Source organism: Campylobacter sp. CN_NE2, assembly GCF_027797465.1.
GTDB lineage: Bacteria > Campylobacterota > Campylobacteria > Campylobacterales > Campylobacteraceae > Campylobacter_B.
The window spans coordinates 1,005,532-1,021,990 of record NZ_CP115608.1 but is presented as its reverse complement, the minus strand read 5'-3'; the positions used below and the strand labels follow the sequence as shown (position 1 = coordinate 1,021,990).

Sequence of the window (16,459 nt, the reverse complement as noted above, 5' to 3'; positions counted from 1 at the left end):
GAAAAATATGATTAAACTTTGTGTTTTTGATTTTGATAGCACACTTATGGACGGCGAGACTATAACCGAGTTTGCTAGAAGTGTCGGAAAAGAAAAAGAAGTTGCCGATATTACAAGAAGAGCAATGGCGGGCGAGCTTGATTTTTTTGAAAGCTTGGTTGAAAGGGTTGCGTATTTAAAGGGCGTTAAGGTAAGCGAAATAGAAAAAATCGCTAAGAATTTGCCTTTCATCACAGGCGCAAAAGAGCTTATAGCTTATCTAAAATCAAAAAATATCAAAGTCGTTGTTTTTAGCGGCGGCTACCACATAGCAACCGATCATGCCAAAAAAGTTTTAGGATTTGATGCTAGTTTTGCAAACATTTTGCACGAAAAAGACGGCGTCCTAACGGGACTTGTGGGCGGAGAGATAATGTTTGGCTACTCAAAAGGGGCGATGTTAAGAGAGTTAAAATCGCTTTTAAATTTAAAATCTGATGAAGTTATGTGCGTTGGGGACGGCGCAAACGATGTTTCGATGTTTCGTGAAGCTGGTCTAAAAATCGCATTTTGCGCTCACGAAGTTTTGAAAAAAGAGGCAACGCATTGTGTGGATACAAAAGATTTAAGGGAGGTTATGAAATATGTATAACGAAAAGGTTAAATTTAGCCTTTGGTGCGACTTTTTGGAGCGTGATTTTATTGACGGCGAATTTAACGAGCTTATAAAAAACGGCACGATTAACGGAGCGACTTCAAATCCGTCTATTTTCAAAAACGCTTTTTTAAATTCCCCTGCTTACGCAGAAGCAAAGGAAGAATTTAAGAAAAAAGAGCCAAAAAAACTTTATGAAATTTTAGCTACGCAAGATATACGAAGTGCAGCAGAAAGCTTACTTAAAAACTACATAAACGCAGATGACGGCTTTGTTAGTATCGAAGTCGATCCAAATTTAAGCAACAAAGCAGAAGCCACATTTAAAGACGGCAAACATCTCTACGGTGCAATCGGTATGCCAAATGTTATGATAAAAGTCCCTGCCACAAAGGACGGATATGAAGCGATGAGCGAACTAATACGCAAGGGCATAAATGTAAATGCGACTTTGATTTTTTCGCCTGAGCAGACTAAAAAATGCCTTGAAGCCTTTGAAGAGGGCATTGCAGGATTTAAAAGATACTTCCCAAAAGCAAATTTACCAAAAGCGGTTATTAGCATTTTTGTTAGCCGTTTTGATAGAATGCTTGATGAAAAAATGGCTAACGCAGGTCTGCCAAAAGCAAAAGTGGGTATAATTAATGCTATGAAATGCTACAATATCATAAAAGAAGCGAATTTAAGCTTCGTTAAACCGCTTTTTGCTAGCACGGGCGTTAAGGGCGATGAGTTACCAAAAGATTATTATGTGAGCGAACTTTTATTTGAAAACTGCATAAATACCGCTCCGCTTGATACAATAAAAGCGTTTATAAAAACCGAAAATTCGCCAAAGGTGCCACTAACAAACGAGCAAATCGACGAATTTTTCGAAAAGGTCAAAAACGCAGGAATTGACATGAAAAAAGTTTATAAAAAGTTGCTTGATGACGGATTGGAACAATTCATCATCGCATTTGACGATATAATCAAAGCTTTAAAGAAAGGATAAAATATGCGAGGACTAGAAGGAAACGAGAGCGTTGATTTAAACAACCTAAACTACGCTCAAAGGGATAGATTAAACAAATATCTTGATTTTTTGGTTCAAAACGGCGGTAGCGATTTGCATATCAAATCAGGCAGCGTGATTCGCGGTCGTATTAACGGAGAGCTTGTCAAATTTAGTAAAAATGTTTTTACACAACAAGACGGCATTGAGCTTTCAAAAGTGCTTCTTAGAACGAGATTTGAAGAGCTTTTGAAAAACAAAAGCGTGGATTTTACTTATGCGTTAAATGAAAATTATCGCTTCCGTGTAAATATTTTCTTTCAAATTGACGGCATTAGCATGGTTTTTAGAACGATTCCTGTTAAGATTCCTACTATTGACGAGCTTGGACTTCCTGAATCGATTAAGAAAATTTGCGATGAGACAATGCGTGGTATTATTTTGCTAACAGGACCAACTGGAAGCGGTAAAACAACTACAATCGCAAGTATGATAAATAGAATAAATCAAAGCAGAACAAGCCATATTGTAACTATCGAAGACCCGGTAGAATTTGTTTTCAAAGATGATAAATGTGTGATAAACCAACGAGCTATCGGCGAAGACTGCAACACTTTTGCCGATTCAATTCGCGCCGCGTTACGGGAAGACCCTGATATTATTTTCGTAGGCGAGATGCGGGACTTAGAGACTATCGAAACAGCGCTTCACGCAGCTGAAACAGGACACCTTGTGTTTTCGACACTTCACACTGTCGATGCAAAAGAGACAATCGGTCGTATCATAACTATGTTTGAACCAAGCGAACAAGAACGGATAAAAATCACCCTTGCTGCGGTTATCGAAGCGGTTATTTCTCAACGCTTAGCCAAAACAACGGACGACAAGCGATGCGCGGTTGTTGAGATTATGCGAAAAAATACTCGTATCAAAGATATGATTTTAGAGGGTCGCGACGGCGAAATCCCTGATGCGATAGCCGATGGACGATATACTTACGGCATGCAGACATTTGACCAACATTTGCTAGATCTTTATGATACCGGCGTGCTTACGAAAAGCGAAGCGCTAGATAAAGCTTCAAAACGAAGCGACCTTGACTTGATGATGAAAAATGCCGATTTAGCCAAAAAACAAAAGGCAAATTTGGAAGCAGGGCAAGATATAAATGCCGGTATGGAAGACGAAGTCGTTCAATTAAAAGAGTTATAGAATTGAATTCAGCCTAGCTTTCGTGTGATTCGTCGCAAAACTAGCTCAAACAGGCAGACGCCTAGTTTTTCGCTTGTTTTGCTCGAAAACACACGAAATCGTCGGCATTTGTAGTTTAAATTTGATATTGAACTATTTGAAAATTTAAATTTTCTATCCATTGTCATTGCGAGAATTTTCGCAGAAAAAATCGAAGCAATCTCTAATTTAAAAATAACAAATTTGTAAAATGCAAATTTAAAAACTTTCGTATCGCAGGTAACTGATACGACCTGAATTTGCTAAAATTTGTCATTGCGAGAAGCGAAGCGACGAAGCAATCCAGCAACGCCGACAGGCGTTTATTATTTGCAAATTTGCTTTTTAATAAACGGCTTTGCCGTTTGACTGGATTGCCACGACCACTTCGTGGTCTTGCAATGACGAGAAAATTTACAAAAAGGATTAAAATTGGAAAACGATATAAAACAAAGAGCCGAGCAGTTAAAGAAAAACGCAGAAGCCAAAATTCAAAAAGCACAAATAAAAGAACAAAAATATCAACAAGATTTAGAATTTCAAAAGAAAAATAATCCAAATTTTAGGGATTATGATAAAGACCCGCTCATTATACAAAGCTATGAAGAATTTTTTGTATTAACTTTACTTGTTTCATCTTTTATTTTTGCTTGTATTTTTGCAGGGATATTACAAGAATTGCGTTGGGGTAAAGTTCCACAAGAATTGCTTTGGTTAAGTTTGATACCAGTAAGTTATATTATCATTATTGCTGTTCTTCAAAAATTTAAATTTAAAAATCATAAAATCAAATTTACAAATCATTACATAGAATTTTATGATTACGGAAAGTTAAAAAGAAAATGTAAAATTTCACATGATGAATTGGCAAGAACCTTTTTTGTCGGAACTGGTCATTTTGAAGATTTTCCTATCTATTTCAAATGTTTTTTATTTATTATCTTTATTTTATTTGTGATAATAGCTTTTTTGCCATCAATACTATTTTGCTTTATAAATTTAATAATTAAATTTTTATCTTATTTTTTTATAAATTGTAGTTTAAAAGGATTTAAAATTTTTCCTTTTTTAAGAATTGCAAAATCACACCACACTGTGCCTATGTATGGTGCATTGTTGTCGGCTAGATATTTTATGATTTATCTATATAGTGATGAAATTTATAAAGAAGTCAAACAATATTTTTTGCAAAAAAATATAAATATTGACCATATTAAAAAAAGTTACGAATTAATTTAATAACAAATTTTTTTAAAGGAGAGAACCATGAGTTCAACAAACAGCAGAATAGCGAAAGCTAATCAAATTTTGGATAGAGCAGTTCGTAAAGCTGGCATCCTTGCCTACCATAATAGTTGCGTAGCTTCGCAATGACAATGCAAATTCATCACAACGACAAACAAAACCAAACCACATTAAATTCAACTTGTTTTTATAAATTTTTCGCTATACTCTCAGCCTATTTTTTACGAAAGGACAACGATGTTAGAAGGTATCGTTAGAGAGAGTATCGGTAAAAGGTCTTCAAAAGCCTTGAAAAGAGATGGTTATCTAATCGCAAACATTTACGCGAAAGGATTTGAAAATATAAACGCTGCGTTTAAATCAAATGATTTTATAAAAGCAGTTAGAGCCAAAACTACACTTCCTTTTGAAGTAAAAGTTGGCAAAAAAACCTACAAAGTTGTTATCCAAGAATATCAAAAACACCCTGTAACAAACGCTTTGTTGCATGTTGATTTGCGTGTTGTTGATGACAAAGAGGTCAGCAAATATCTAATCCCTGTTAAAGTCGTAGGTATCGCAAAAGGTCTTAAAAACAAAGGTGTCTTGGTGCAATCAAAAAGACGCCTAGCCGTAAAATGCGCAGGAAAAGATATTCCAAATGATTTCACGCTTGATGTAACTGAGCTTGATGTGGGCGATTCTATCCTAGTTAGAGATATTGTGCTTCCAAAAGGCGTTAGCATTATCGAAAAAGAATCAGTCGCAGTTGTCGGAGTTTTGACAGCTAAATAAGGCGTAAAATGATACTTATCGTAGGTTTAGGAAACCCGGGAGATGAGTATAAAAATACAAGGCATAATGTAGGATTTATGCTGATTGACGAGCTTATAAATGACGGCGGTTTCGACGCCGTCGGAAGCCCCTCAAAATTCAAAGGCGAACTTTATAAAAAAGGTTCGCTTCTACTTTTAAAACCACAAACTTTTATGAATTTAAGCGGAAATTCGGTAAAAGCAGTTAAAGATTTTTACAAACCCGAACGCATTATCGTTATTCACGACGACATTGATTTAAAATTTGGTGCTATGAAGTTTAAATTTGGTGGGTCTAGCGGCGGACACAACGGCATAAAGTCAATCGATAATCTAATCGGTAACGAATACGAGCGAGTTCGCATAGGCGTGGGACGAAGCGAAAATTCTTTGCCGAATTCGGCGAATTCCGTGAATTCAAAAAATTCAGCAAATTCTCCGCTTTCACAAATTTCAAATTTATCAAATCTAAATTTGCCAAATTTCAAACCAAACACGGCAAATTTTGTCTTATCAAATTTCAATGCAAACGAAAAAGAGTGTTTAAAAGAGATTTTAAAATATGCCAAAAATGGGCTTTTAGAGCTGATAAAATCAAATATTAACGAAATTTCGGCAAAATTCAACACGAAAAACTGCTTGAAGGATTAAGTTTGAAGCTTTACTCGCGATATGTAGGCTATGTTTATTTTAAATATGTCGTTATTTTGTTTATCGCATTGGAGTGCTTTTATGTCGGCATTGATGTGCTAACAAATTTAAAAGACTTCCCGCAAAGCGCAAACACAGCTCTTTTATATATCGCATTAACCGCGAGTGTAGCTGTAACCTACACGCTTCCTTTAAGCCTGATTTTTGCGTTAATCATCACAGCTTTTAATATGATTCGTAGCAACGAATTTGTTAGTTTTTACGCGCTTGGAGTTAGTAAAAATTCATTTATAGTTCCGCCATTTTTGATAGCTTTAATCATAACGCTTATTTATATCGGCTTAAATAACACCCCGTTTGCATACTCGCTCCGTTTTCAAAAGAATTTGACGAATTTCTCGCAAATTTGGTCGCTTAGCAATGATATGTTTTTGAAATTTGAAGGCAAATATATCTACATAAAAGAGCTAAATCCGGGGGCAAAAGCCGCAAGTGATATTGCATTTTTTGAAGTTAAAGATAATGCTTTGATTTCAAAATCAAGTAGCCAAAAAGGCGTTTATGAAGATAAAAAATGGCATTTTAGCGAGTTAAATACTACCATTTTGCCGAGCGAATTTGAGCTTGGAAAAGATGGTTTGAAATATGAAATCCAAAACGACATAACCGCTCTTGGCGGATTTGATCCAAATACAATCGAAAGCGTTTATGATTCGGCAAATGTTTATACCATTTCAGAAGCCATAAAATCGATAAAAACCTTTAAATCACAAGGCATAAATGTCGGCTCAATCAAGGCAAATTTATACAATATGATTTTCTTTCCGCTTTTTGCACCGCTTATGGTTTTGATTTTGTATTATTATCTGCCGGTTACCGGACGATTTTTTAATCTTGCACTTTTAAGCTTTGGATTTTTTATCGCTACACTTTGCATTTGGGGCGTTTTGTTTGTTTTGATTCGTTTTTCTCTTAACGGCGTGATTATGCCTGAACTTGGCATTATTTTGCCGATTTTTGCTATATTTTTGTTTGCATTATATCTCGTTTTTAAGCATCGTTAAGCTTTTTTCGCTAGAATTTATAACTTTTTATTTTCAAGGAATTTTATGAATTATAATGAAATAGCCACTAAATTTGGCACACCGCTTTATGTTTATGATTTTGACGCGATAGAAAAAAACTATTTAGCTCTAAAAAATTCATTTAACGCAAGAAAATCGCTCGTTTGTTTTGCCGTAAAAGCAAATTCAAATTTAAGCGTTTTAAAGCATTTAGCAAATTTAGGAAGCGGATTTGACTGCGTTAGTATCGGCGAAGTAAAACGCGCCCTAGCAGCAGGAGCAAATTCTTATAAAATCGTATTTTCAGGGGTTGGCAAACAAGATTTTGAGTTAAAAGAAGCCTTAGAAAACGATATTTTGATGATAAATTTAGAAAGCTATGCTGAAATGCTTCGCCTTGAAAGCGTGGCAAAAGAGCTTGGCAAAGAAGCTAGAATTTCAATCCGTGTAAATCCAAATGTTGATGCCAAAACGCACCCGTATATCTCAACAGGTCTAAATGAAAATAAATTTGGCGTTAGCATTGATGAAGCAAAAAAAATGTATATTTATGCAAAAAATAGCGAATTTTTAAACCCTGTTGGAATTCACTTTCACATAGGTTCGCAACTAACCGATATTGCCCCTATTATCGAAGCTAGCGGCATTGTAAGCAAACTTTTGCGAGAGCTTTTGGCACTAAAAATAGAGATTAAATTCTTTGACATTGGTGGAGGAATAGGCATAAAATACCAAAGCGAAGAAGAGATAAATTTATACGATTACGCACAAGGAATTTTAGCTAATCTTAGTGGTCTAGATGTAACAATCGTATGCGAACCGGGGCGATTTTTGGTAGGAAATGCCGGAATTTTCCTAACAAAAGTTTTATATGAAAAGAAAAATAACGAAAAACGCTTTGTCGTGGTCGATGGTGCGATGAACGATTTAATAAGGCCAAGCTTATATGGCGCTTACCACGAAATTTCTGTTGTAAATTCGGCTAGTTCGCAAAATTCGCCTTGCGATATAGTTGGTCCTATTTGTGAAAGCGGAGATTTTTTGGCAAAGGGCGTGGAGCTACCAAATTTAAATAGTGGCGATTTGCTTTGCGTAAAAAGTGCAGGGGCGTATGGCTTTACTATGTCGAGTAATTACAATTCTCGTGGCAGAGCCGCAGAAGTCGCCGTGCAGGGTGGCAAAGCTAGACTTATTCGCAAACGAGAGAGTTTTGAAGATTTAATCGCACTTGAAAAGGAATATTTGTGAGCTTTTTGATCGATGTTCAAGGAACTTTGCTTAGCGATAGCGACAAAAGTCCGATAAAAGGGGCAAAAGAGCTAATAAATTTTTTGAACGAGAAAAATTTGCCCTATGTGGTTATCACAAATAACACAAAGGCAAAAAGCGATGATTTTTTAGCGAATTTAAGGGGTAAGGGGCTAGATATAAAGGACGGCTCTTACCTTGATCCATTTTGCGTTTTAAATCGCTTTATAGCTCCATGCGATGCGGCACTTTTTGGGGCGGACGAATTTAAACAAACTATGCAAAATTTGGGTTTTACGCAAAATTTAAAATCAAAAAATGCAGTCCTTGTGGCAAGCTGGGACGATTTTAAATTTAGCGAATTTGCAAATATGATTGAGCTTGTTTTGGGTGGAGCGAAATTTATCCCGCTACATGAAACTAGCATTTACAAAAAAAACGGACGGCTCTATCCGGGCGTGGGTGCGGTCGCAAATATGATAAAAACAGCCACAAACTGCGAATTTAAGGCAGTTGGAAAGCCAAGTTTGGCATTTTATGAAGAGGCGTTAAGACTATTAAATTTACAAAAAAACGGGCTTAAATTTAGCGATATAACTATCATTAGCGATGACGCGCTTGGCGATTTAAAAGGCGCAAAAGCGCTTGGTATGAAAACGGCTTTGGTGCTTAGCGGAAAAGTTGAAAAGGTGGAAAATTCCGGCGTTGAGCCTAAAATTTTGGATTTTGTTTTTAAAAGTGTAGATGAGTTTTTAGGAGCGATAAGTGCAAAATATTGATGATTTGAGAAATTGCATAGATGAAGTCGATATGCAAATTTTGGAACTTCTTGATAAAAGAATGGATTTTGTCAAAAAAATCGGCGAGTTAAAAAACTCAACAGGAACGGCGATTTACAGACCTGAACGCGAAAGGGCGATAATTTCTAGGCTAGGAAGCGCAAAAACAAAAAATTTAAGCAAAAGTGCGATCGAAGCGATATTTTTTGAGATTTTTTCGGTTTCAAGAAATTTGGAAAAACCGCAAGTTGTCGCATTTTTAGGACCTTTTGGAACGCATACTCATCAAGCAGCGCAAAGTCGTTTTGGCGCGGTTAGCTCGTATCTGCCACTTTCAAACATAGAAGCAGTTTTTAAAGAGCTTATAAACGGCGGTGCTAAATACGGCGTCGTGCCGATAGAAAACAACACAGAAGGCGCAGTTGGCGTTACGCTTGATTGTTTGCGAAAATACGATAGCGTGAAGATTGTGGCTGAAATTTATATGGATATTCATCACTCATTTGCTAGTAACTGCACCGATATTGGCGAGATTAAGACGATTTTTTCGCACCCGCAAGGCTATAATCAATGTCGCAAATTTTTAGACGATCACAATCTAATAGGGGCTGAATTTATCCCTACAAAATCAACGGCATTAGCAGCTAAAACAGCTTCTCAAACGCCAAATTCGGCGGCGATTTGCTCAAAAATAGCGGCGAATTTATATGATCTTCCGATTGTTTTTGAAAAAATCGAAGATAATTCGGCAAATCGAACTAGATTTTTTGTGTTAAGTGATTTTAAAAATCAAAAAAGCGAACACGATAAAACAAGCATTTTGGCTAAAACTGACGATAGACCGGGTGGTCTAGTCGAACTTCTTCAAATGTTTAGAAACGAAGGTATAAATTTGACTAAACTTGAAAGCAGACCGGAAAAAGCCAAAAATTTTAGATACGGGTTTTACATAGATTTTGAAGGTCATATCGATGATGAAAAGGTTAAGCGTGTGCTAGAAGATGCGCACAAAAGGGGTCACGAAATATCGTGGTTAGGAAGTTATATAAACGGAGAGATACAATGAAATTTAACGAATTTGTAGAAAATTTAAGTAATTACGAAGCAGGAAAGCCGATTGAGCTAGTCGTGCGTGAATTTGGCATCGACAAAGATGATGTTATCAAACTAGCAAGCAATGAAAATCCAATGGGAACTAGCAAAAAAGTTCAAAAGGCGATTGAAAAAAATGCACGAAATGCGCATTTATACCCTGATGATTCTATGTTTGAGCTAAAAGGGGCGTTAGCTAAATTTTATAATGTTGGCGAAAAAAATATCATCATCGGTTCAGGAAGCGACCAGATAATCGAATTTGCACTTCATGCAAAAACGAGTGCGAAAACTGCCATTTTAACGGCAGGAGTTACATTTGCGATGTATGGAATTTACGCGGCTCACTGCGAAAGCAAAGTTTATCGCACAAAATCGCAAATGCACGATTTGGCTGAATTTTTAGAAATTTATAACGCACACAAAGATGAAATCGGCGTGATTTTTCTTTGTTTGCCAAACAATCCGTTAGGCGAGTGTTTGGACGCAAAAGAAGTTTATGAATTTATTCGCAAAATCGACGAAAATGTGCTAGTTGTCATCGACGGCGCTTATAACGAATTTGCGACATATAAAGATAAAAATAAAGAGATTAGACCTGAATTTATCGTTAAAAATTTCAAAAATGTTCTTTATCTTGGCACTTTTTCTAAACTTTATGGTTTAGGGGGCATGCGTATAGGATATGGCGTAGCAGATGAAAATATCATAAATGCTCTTTATAAACTTCGTCCGCCGTTTAATGTAACAACTATCAGCCTAGTTGCGGCATTAGCTGCGCTTAAAGATGAAAAATTTGTAAAAGAGACTTTAAAAAACAATTTCAAAGAGATGAAAAAATATGAAAAATTTGCCGACGAAAACGGCATAAATTTCATAAATTCATATACGAATTTTATCACTTTCGTTTTTGATGAGATGTTTGATAGCACGGCTATTTCAAATGCGTTACTTAAAAAAGGCATAATCGTGCGAAATCTAAAAGGCTATGGCTTAAACGCAATTCGCATTACCATAGGGCTGCCAAAACAAAACGATAAGTTACTTAAAACGCTTGAAAAGTATTTGTAATGGATATTAAAAACTATTCGCTAGATGAGCTAATCGAGCTTTGCGAAAAAATTCGCTCTCGCATTTTAGAAGTCGTTAGCACTAACGGCGGTCATCTAAGCTCAAATATCGGCGCAGTCGAGCTAATCGTGGCTATGCACTTCGTTTTTGATGCTAAAAATGATCCATTTATCTTTGATGTTAGTCATCAAAGCTACGCTCATAAACTTTTATCGGATCGCTGGGATAGTTTTGAGAGTTTGCGTAAATTTGGCGGTATCAGCGGTTATACAAAGCCAAGCGAGAGCGAATTTGACTATTTTATCGCAGGGCATAGCTCGACTTCGATTTCACTAGCTCTTGGAGCAGCAAAAGCCATAAAACTTAAAAACGAAGATCGAATTCCTATCGCATTTATCGGCGATGGTTCGATGAGTGGCGGGATCGCGTATGAAGCTATGAACGAGCTAGGCGATTTAAGACTTCCTTGTATAATCCTTTTAAATGATAATAAAATGAGCATTTCTAAGCCAATCGGGGCTTTAAGTAAATATCTAAGTCAGGCTATGGCAGGGGAAATGTATCAAAAATTCAAAGGCAAAGTTACGCAAATTTTATCTCACGCGCCAAAAGGCGCAACCTATATGGCTAAAAAATTTGAAAATTCTTTGCGTCTAATTATGCCCGGAATGTTTTTTGAAGAGCTAGGTCTTGAATACATTGGCCCAATCGACGGGCATAATTTGGTTGAGATTATAAACGCTCTTGAAGCGGCAAAAGCGATGAAAAAACCTGTGGTGATTCATGCTCAAACCATAAAAGGCAAAGGGTATGAAAAAGCCGAAGGTTACGAAGTATCGTGGCACGGCGTGGGACCTTTTGATCTGCAAAGCGGCGAATTTAAAAAAGGCGAAAGCCTAAAAAAAGCGACTGATATTTATAGCGAAGCTTTGTTAAATTTAGCTAAAAAACACGAAAATGTCGTAGGTGTAACGGCTGCTATGCCAAATGGAACAGGCATTGATAAGCTTATGGAAGCTTTTCCTGATCGTTTTTGGGACGCAGCAATCGCAGAGCAACACGCAGTTGCTTCAATGGCGGCGATGGCAAAGGAAGGCTTTAAGCCTTACATTACCATTTATTCGACATTTATGCAAAGAGCTTATGATCAAGTGATCCATGATTTAGCTATTATGAATTTAGATGCAGTTTTAGCAATGGATAGAGCAGGAATCGTCGGCGAAGACGGCGAGACGCATCAAGGCGCATTTGATATAAGCTTTTTAAATGCGATACCAAATATCTCGATGTGCGCTCCAAGGGACGAGCGAAGTTTTCATGCTTTAATGGAGTATTCTTACGCACATAAGGGCGTTTTGGCACTTCGCTATCCGCGGGGAAGCTTTATTTTGGACGAATTTAAAGATAAATTTGCGAATTTAGAGATTTTGGATTTTACAAAAGCCTGTTTTTTGCAAGAGAATAAAAACGCAAATGTCGCTCTTATTGGTTATGGCAACGCTGTGGGTAAGGCCTGCAAAGTGGCTTTAAATTTAGAAAATAAAATTTCTTGCGATGTTGTGGATTTGGTTTTTGCTAAGCCATTAGATAGCGAATTTTTACTAAATTTAGCCAAAAAAGATAAAATTTGGTATGTTTTTAGTGATAGTGCGAAAAAGGGCGGTATCGCTGAAATGCTCAGCGGATTTTTACAAGATAATAAAATTTATGATATAAAAATTTATAGTTTTGAATATAGCGATAAATTTATTCAACACGGCAATACTAGCGAAGTTGAAGCGAATTTAGGACTTGATTACAATACTATCACAAATTTTATATTAAATAATAAAAAATCTTAATTAATATAAGACAAGTTTAAACTTATTTTTGCTATTATTCTTACGAAAATTATAAATTTAAGGAAAATTTAATGGATCACATTGATTTGCTGAAAAATTGCGGTTTAAAAGCTACTCCGCAAAGACTTTGCATTTTAAAGGTTTTGGCTCATCACGAACACCCAAGCATCGAAAAACTTTATGAAGATATTAAAAAAGATTATCCGTCTATCTCGCTTGCAACGGTTTATAAAAACCTTAACACTTTACTTGATGAAGGCGTTGTGGTCGAAGTAAATGCGCCAAATCAAAAAAGCAGATTTGATATTTATGAAAAACCGCATATTCATGTAGTTTGCGAAAAATGCGGAAGTATCGAAGATTTGGGTATGGATGATGATACTTTAATCAAAGCAAAAGAAGAATTCGAAAGAAAAGCAAGAAACATTATCAAAAAATTCAATGTAGTTGCGACCGTTAGCGACTGCGAGTGTTGCAGATAGTTTGAAATTTAAGCTCTATTTTGGTAGGATACTCCACCTTATTTTTTGGAGTGGAGTATGCAAATAGAGCGTAAATTTTTGTTTAGCAAGACTGAATTTTTAGCTCACGATACTACAAAATTCCAAAAAGATAAAACACAAAAATTTTATATCTCATTAAATCCACAAATTTGCTATATCAAAAGTTCTAACGGCTGTTTTTTATCACATAAAAAAGAGAATTTGCAAATTTTTACGATCTCAAAAGATGAATTTAAAATCGCACAAAAAGATAAAATTATTCCAAGCTTAAAATATGACGCATTTAAATCTCAAAATGCTGAATTTAGAATTTACAAAGGCGAACTTAGCGGAGTTTGCATAGCAAAAGTGCTTTTTGAAAATGAAAATTTAGCGAAAGAATTTGATACAAATTCGTTTTTTAGCGATATGAAATTTAGTGAAATTTCAAATTTAAGTGAATTTGATGAGTTAAATTTAGCTCTTTTTGGAACTCCGTTTGGCGAATTTGACACGAAAAAAGCATGGCAAATTTTACGCAAAAATAAAAATTTAACCTTTAAAATTCCTGCATATTTGGATAGTTTTGAAGCTATTATTTTAATTTTACGATTGATTTTTGATGATATTAAAAACTTTAAAAATGAGTTTTTAAATGACAATGGTGGCGAGAGTTTGCATAAATTTAGGATTTCTCTTAGAAAATTTAGAGCCATTTTAAAACAAAGCAGAGAGCTTTTTGAGCCCAATTTTTGCAATGAAATTTTAAAAATTTTAAAAATCATCGCAAACAAAACAAACGAAAAAAGAGATTTGGAGATTTTTCATAAAAAATTATCTTTTTTAAATACGCCAAATTTGTTACTTCAAACGCTAAAAACTAGCGAAGAAAAGGCTAGTGCTAGGTTAGAAAATTTCTTTAAAAGCGAGAATTTCGAGCTGTTTTTAAAAACCCTTGAAGCATTTTTGAGCGATGAAAATCGTCGTTTTGGCGTCAAAGAGTATGAAAAAAGGGCGAAAAAATTCATTGCAATTTTGCTTTTAAACGATATAAAAAAATTAAAAACTGCACTAAAAAATCTAAATGAAAATTCGCAGAATTCGGACTTTCACGCCATAAGAATAAAAATAAAACATTTAAGATACGCACTTGAATATTTTACTTCAACTTTTAATCAAAAATCTCTAAACGAACTTTCAAAAATATCAAAGCGTTCGCAAGAGATTTTTGGAAATTTGCAAGATATTGATTTATGGCTAAAATTTATACAAATTTATCAAAATTCGCTGAAAAACCAAAATGAAATTTCTGCATTTTTATGCAGTTTTGAAAGACTGATTTTAGGGCATAGTGTAAAAATAAAACAAAATATTTTGGAGAATAAGGCAAAATTTATTACAATTTTAAACAAAAATATTAAATTTTTAAAAATTTATAAGGAAATTTAGTGGAAAAGCAAGAAAAAATCGTAGAAATGTTTAACGAAATAGCCCCTACTTACGACAAAGCAAACAGGGTTATTAGTTTTGGGGTTGATGTTTCGTGGCGAAAAAAAGCGGTCAGGGCGGTGCTAAAAAAATTTAAAAATCAAAACATAAAAATCGTCGATGTCGCTTGTGGCACAGGCGATATGATGGGGACTTGGGCGAATTTGGCAGATGATTTTAGCGTTAAAATCGATGAAATTATCGGCATTGATCCAAGCACAGGAATGCTTGAAGTGGCAAAGGAAAAGTTTAAAGATTTTAAATTTATCACAGCAAGTGCGACTGAAACGACGCTTTCAAGCGAGAGCGCTGATATTTTAAGCATAAGTTATGGCATACGAAATGTTGTCGAGCTTGATAAGGCTTTGGTTGAATTTAACAGAGTGCTTAAAATAGGCGGTTATTTAGTCGTTTTGGAATTTACAAAAAGTAGCAAAAAAAGCCTAGTTTTTAGAGCAAGAGATTTTTATGTGAATAAAATTTTGCCTAGTCTTGGCGGTTTTGTTTCAAAAAACAAGGAAGCTTACGAGTATTTGCCAAATTCGATAGGAAATTTTTTAGATACAGCTGAATTTAAACAAAAGCTCGAAAACAACGGTTTTGAAGTGGAGATTTCAAAAGGTTTTAGCTTTGATGTTACTACGCTTTTTGTCGCAAAAAAGGTGCGTTAAATGACCGTTAGCGAACTAAACGAACAGGCAAAAACGCTTTTAGAGACATCTTTTTCGTTCGTAGAAGTTGTCGGAGAGATCTCAAAATTTACCAAAAACGCAACCAGCGGGCATTGGTATTTTACGATAAAAGATGAAAAAAGCGCGGTTGATTGCGCTATGTTTAAGTTTGCAAATTCAAGACTTAAATTTCTTCCAAAAACCGGCGACAAGGTGGTTATCACGGGCAAAGTTAGCCTTTATACGCCAAGCGGAAGTTATCAAATCATCGCTTCAAATTTGGTGCTTCAAGGGGACGGCGAACTTGAAATCGCCTTTGCAAGGCTTAAAGAAAAACTAGCTAACGAAGGGCTATTTGAGCTAACACAAAAAAAACCGCTACCAAAATTTCCTAAAAAAATCGCTTTAATCACAAGCCTAACTTCGGCAGCATACGCAGATATGAAAAAAATCGCATTTGATAAAAGGGCTTTTTGTCAAATTCACGCCTACGGCGCACTAATGCAGGGTGAAAATGCGCCATTTAGCATTATAAATGCCCTAAAAATCGCTGATAGTAAGGATTATGATGCAATTGTTATAGCCAGAGGCGGTGGTAGCAAGGAAGATTTATGGTGTTTTAATGATGAAAACTTGGCTCGTGCGATTTTTGCGGCAAAAACGCCCGTGATTTCAGCAATCGGACATGAGATCGATTTTAGCATTAGCGATTTTGTTGCCGATCACAGAAGCCCCACACCGACGGCTGCGATGGTTGATTTACTGCCTGACGGAAATGAGCTAATGCAAAATTTAGATAGCTTAGATAGATATTTTAACGATTTTATAAACGATAAAATTGTAAAATCAAAAAATTTAATAAATACGCTAAATTTGGAGTTAAAAAGCAAAGCCGTAGGCGAAAAAATCAAGCGTTCGCTTTTAAATTTAAATGCTTTAAAGCTTAAATTTGATAACGCCATAAATTTGAAATTTACAAATTTAAAAGCTGAAATCAGACTAAAAGATGAAATTTTAGCCGGGAGAGCGAAATTTTTTGAGATTACAAAAGATTTGGTTGCGGTTTTTAAAGACGGAAAACTTACAAATTTAAGCGATTTAAAAAGCGGCGATAAAGTCATTTTATCATCGCAAAATACGCAAAAACAAGCAACGATAGAATAAAAAAGGAGAAA

17 protein-coding genes are annotated in these 16,459 nt (G+C 35.5%); 16 read left to right on the top strand and 1 reads right to left on the bottom strand.

Annotation, left to right across the window (positions count from 1 at the left end):
• The first annotated feature begins 7 nt into the window (after positions 1–7).
• From serB to PF028_RS05035, 4 genes are all read left to right on the top strand, one after another.
• On the top strand, positions 8–631 hold the full coding sequence (serB, locus tag PF028_RS05050; protein WP_270860267.1) for a phosphoserine phosphatase SerB: 624 nt from the start codon (positions 8–10) through the stop codon (positions 629–631).
• On the top strand, positions 624–1,628 hold the full coding sequence (locus PF028_RS05045; protein WP_270860266.1) for a transaldolase: 1,005 nt from the start codon (positions 624–626) through the stop codon (positions 1,626–1,628). The genes serB and PF028_RS05045 overlap by 8 nt, the downstream gene beginning before the upstream one ends.
• 3 nt (positions 1,629–1,631) lie before the next feature.
• The gene (locus tag PF028_RS05040; RefSeq protein ID WP_270860265.1) at positions 1,632–2,840 is read left to right on the top strand and encodes a type IV pilus twitching motility protein PilT; all 1,209 of its coding nucleotides are present in this window, start codon (positions 1,632–1,634) and stop codon (positions 2,838–2,840) included.
• A 450-nt stretch (positions 2,841–3,290) separates the two neighbouring features.
• Positions 3,291–4,097, top strand: coding sequence for a hypothetical protein (locus PF028_RS05035; protein WP_270860264.1), 807 nt, complete (start codon positions 3,291–3,293; stop codon positions 4,095–4,097).
• 33 nt (positions 4,098–4,130) lie between these two features.
• Here PF028_RS05035 and PF028_RS05030 read toward each other — a convergent pair whose 3' ends face one another.
• Positions 4,131–4,274: a hypothetical protein gene (locus PF028_RS05030; RefSeq protein WP_270860263.1), complete on the bottom strand. Its 144-nt coding sequence runs from the start codon at positions 4,272–4,274 to the stop codon at positions 4,131–4,133.
• Positions 4,275–4,340: 66 nt separating this feature from the next.
• Between PF028_RS05030 and PF028_RS05025 the strand changes: the two genes are divergently transcribed.
• The 12 genes from PF028_RS05025 (at position 4,341) to xseA (ending at position 16,448) form a co-directional block, all read left to right on the top strand.
• Positions 4,341–4,877, top strand: a complete 537-nt coding sequence (locus tag PF028_RS05025) for a 50S ribosomal protein L25/general stress protein Ctc (protein WP_270860262.1) — start codon at positions 4,341–4,343, stop codon at positions 4,875–4,877.
• Between the two features lie 8 nt (positions 4,878–4,885).
• Positions 4,886–5,548, top strand: coding sequence for an aminoacyl-tRNA hydrolase (gene pth / locus PF028_RS05020; RefSeq protein WP_270860261.1), 663 nt, complete (start codon positions 4,886–4,888; stop codon positions 5,546–5,548).
• A 2-nt stretch (positions 5,549–5,550) separates the two neighbouring features.
• Positions 5,551–6,612: an LptF/LptG family permease gene (locus tag PF028_RS05015; protein WP_270860260.1), complete on the top strand. Its 1,062-nt coding sequence runs from the start codon at positions 5,551–5,553 to the stop codon at positions 6,610–6,612.
• Positions 6,613–6,657: 45 nt separating this feature from the next.
• Complete coding sequence (gene lysA, locus PF028_RS05010; RefSeq protein WP_270860259.1) at positions 6,658–7,860, top strand: diaminopimelate decarboxylase; 1,203 nt, start codon at positions 6,658–6,660, stop codon at positions 7,858–7,860.
• A complete protein-coding gene (locus PF028_RS05005) occupies positions 7,857–8,639 on the top strand; it encodes an HAD-IIA family hydrolase (RefSeq protein ID WP_270860258.1) in 783 nt (260 codons plus the stop codon). The genes lysA and PF028_RS05005 overlap by 4 nt, the downstream gene beginning before the upstream one ends.
• The gene (pheA, locus tag PF028_RS05000) at positions 8,626–9,705 is read left to right on the top strand and encodes a prephenate dehydratase (protein WP_270860257.1); all 1,080 of its coding nucleotides are present in this window, start codon (positions 8,626–8,628) and stop codon (positions 9,703–9,705) included. Before PF028_RS05005 ends, pheA begins: the two co-directional genes overlap by 14 nt.
• Positions 9,702–10,802 carry a histidinol-phosphate transaminase gene (gene hisC / locus PF028_RS04995; protein WP_270860256.1) on the top strand — a complete coding sequence of 367 codons (1,101 nt, stop codon included), beginning with the start codon at positions 9,702–9,704 and terminating at the stop codon, positions 10,800–10,802. The genes pheA and hisC overlap by 4 nt, the downstream gene beginning before the upstream one ends.
• On the top strand, positions 10,802–12,643 hold the full coding sequence (gene dxs / locus PF028_RS04990) for a 1-deoxy-D-xylulose-5-phosphate synthase (protein WP_270860255.1): 1,842 nt from the start codon (positions 10,802–10,804) through the stop codon (positions 12,641–12,643). Before hisC ends, dxs begins: the two co-directional genes overlap by 1 nt.
• Positions 12,644–12,714: 71 nt before the next feature.
• Positions 12,715–13,125, top strand: a complete 411-nt coding sequence (locus tag PF028_RS04985; RefSeq protein WP_270860254.1) for a Fur family transcriptional regulator — start codon at positions 12,715–12,717, stop codon at positions 13,123–13,125.
• A gap of 57 nt (positions 13,126–13,182) precedes the next feature.
• Complete coding sequence (locus tag PF028_RS04980) at positions 13,183–14,574, top strand: CYTH and CHAD domain-containing protein (RefSeq protein ID WP_270860253.1); 1,392 nt, start codon at positions 13,183–13,185, stop codon at positions 14,572–14,574.
• Positions 14,574–15,284 (top strand): bifunctional demethylmenaquinone methyltransferase/2-methoxy-6-polyprenyl-1,4-benzoquinol methylase UbiE, encoded by a 711-nt coding sequence (ubiE, locus tag PF028_RS04975; RefSeq protein ID WP_270860252.1) that lies wholly within the window; start codon positions 14,574–14,576, stop codon positions 15,282–15,284. Before PF028_RS04980 ends, ubiE begins: the two co-directional genes overlap by 1 nt.
• Positions 15,285–16,448 carry an exodeoxyribonuclease VII large subunit gene (gene xseA / locus PF028_RS04970; protein ID WP_270860251.1) on the top strand — a complete coding sequence of 388 codons (1,164 nt, stop codon included), beginning with the start codon at positions 15,285–15,287 and terminating at the stop codon, positions 16,446–16,448. It begins immediately after the preceding gene.
• Positions 16,449–16,459: the final 11 nt, after the last annotated feature.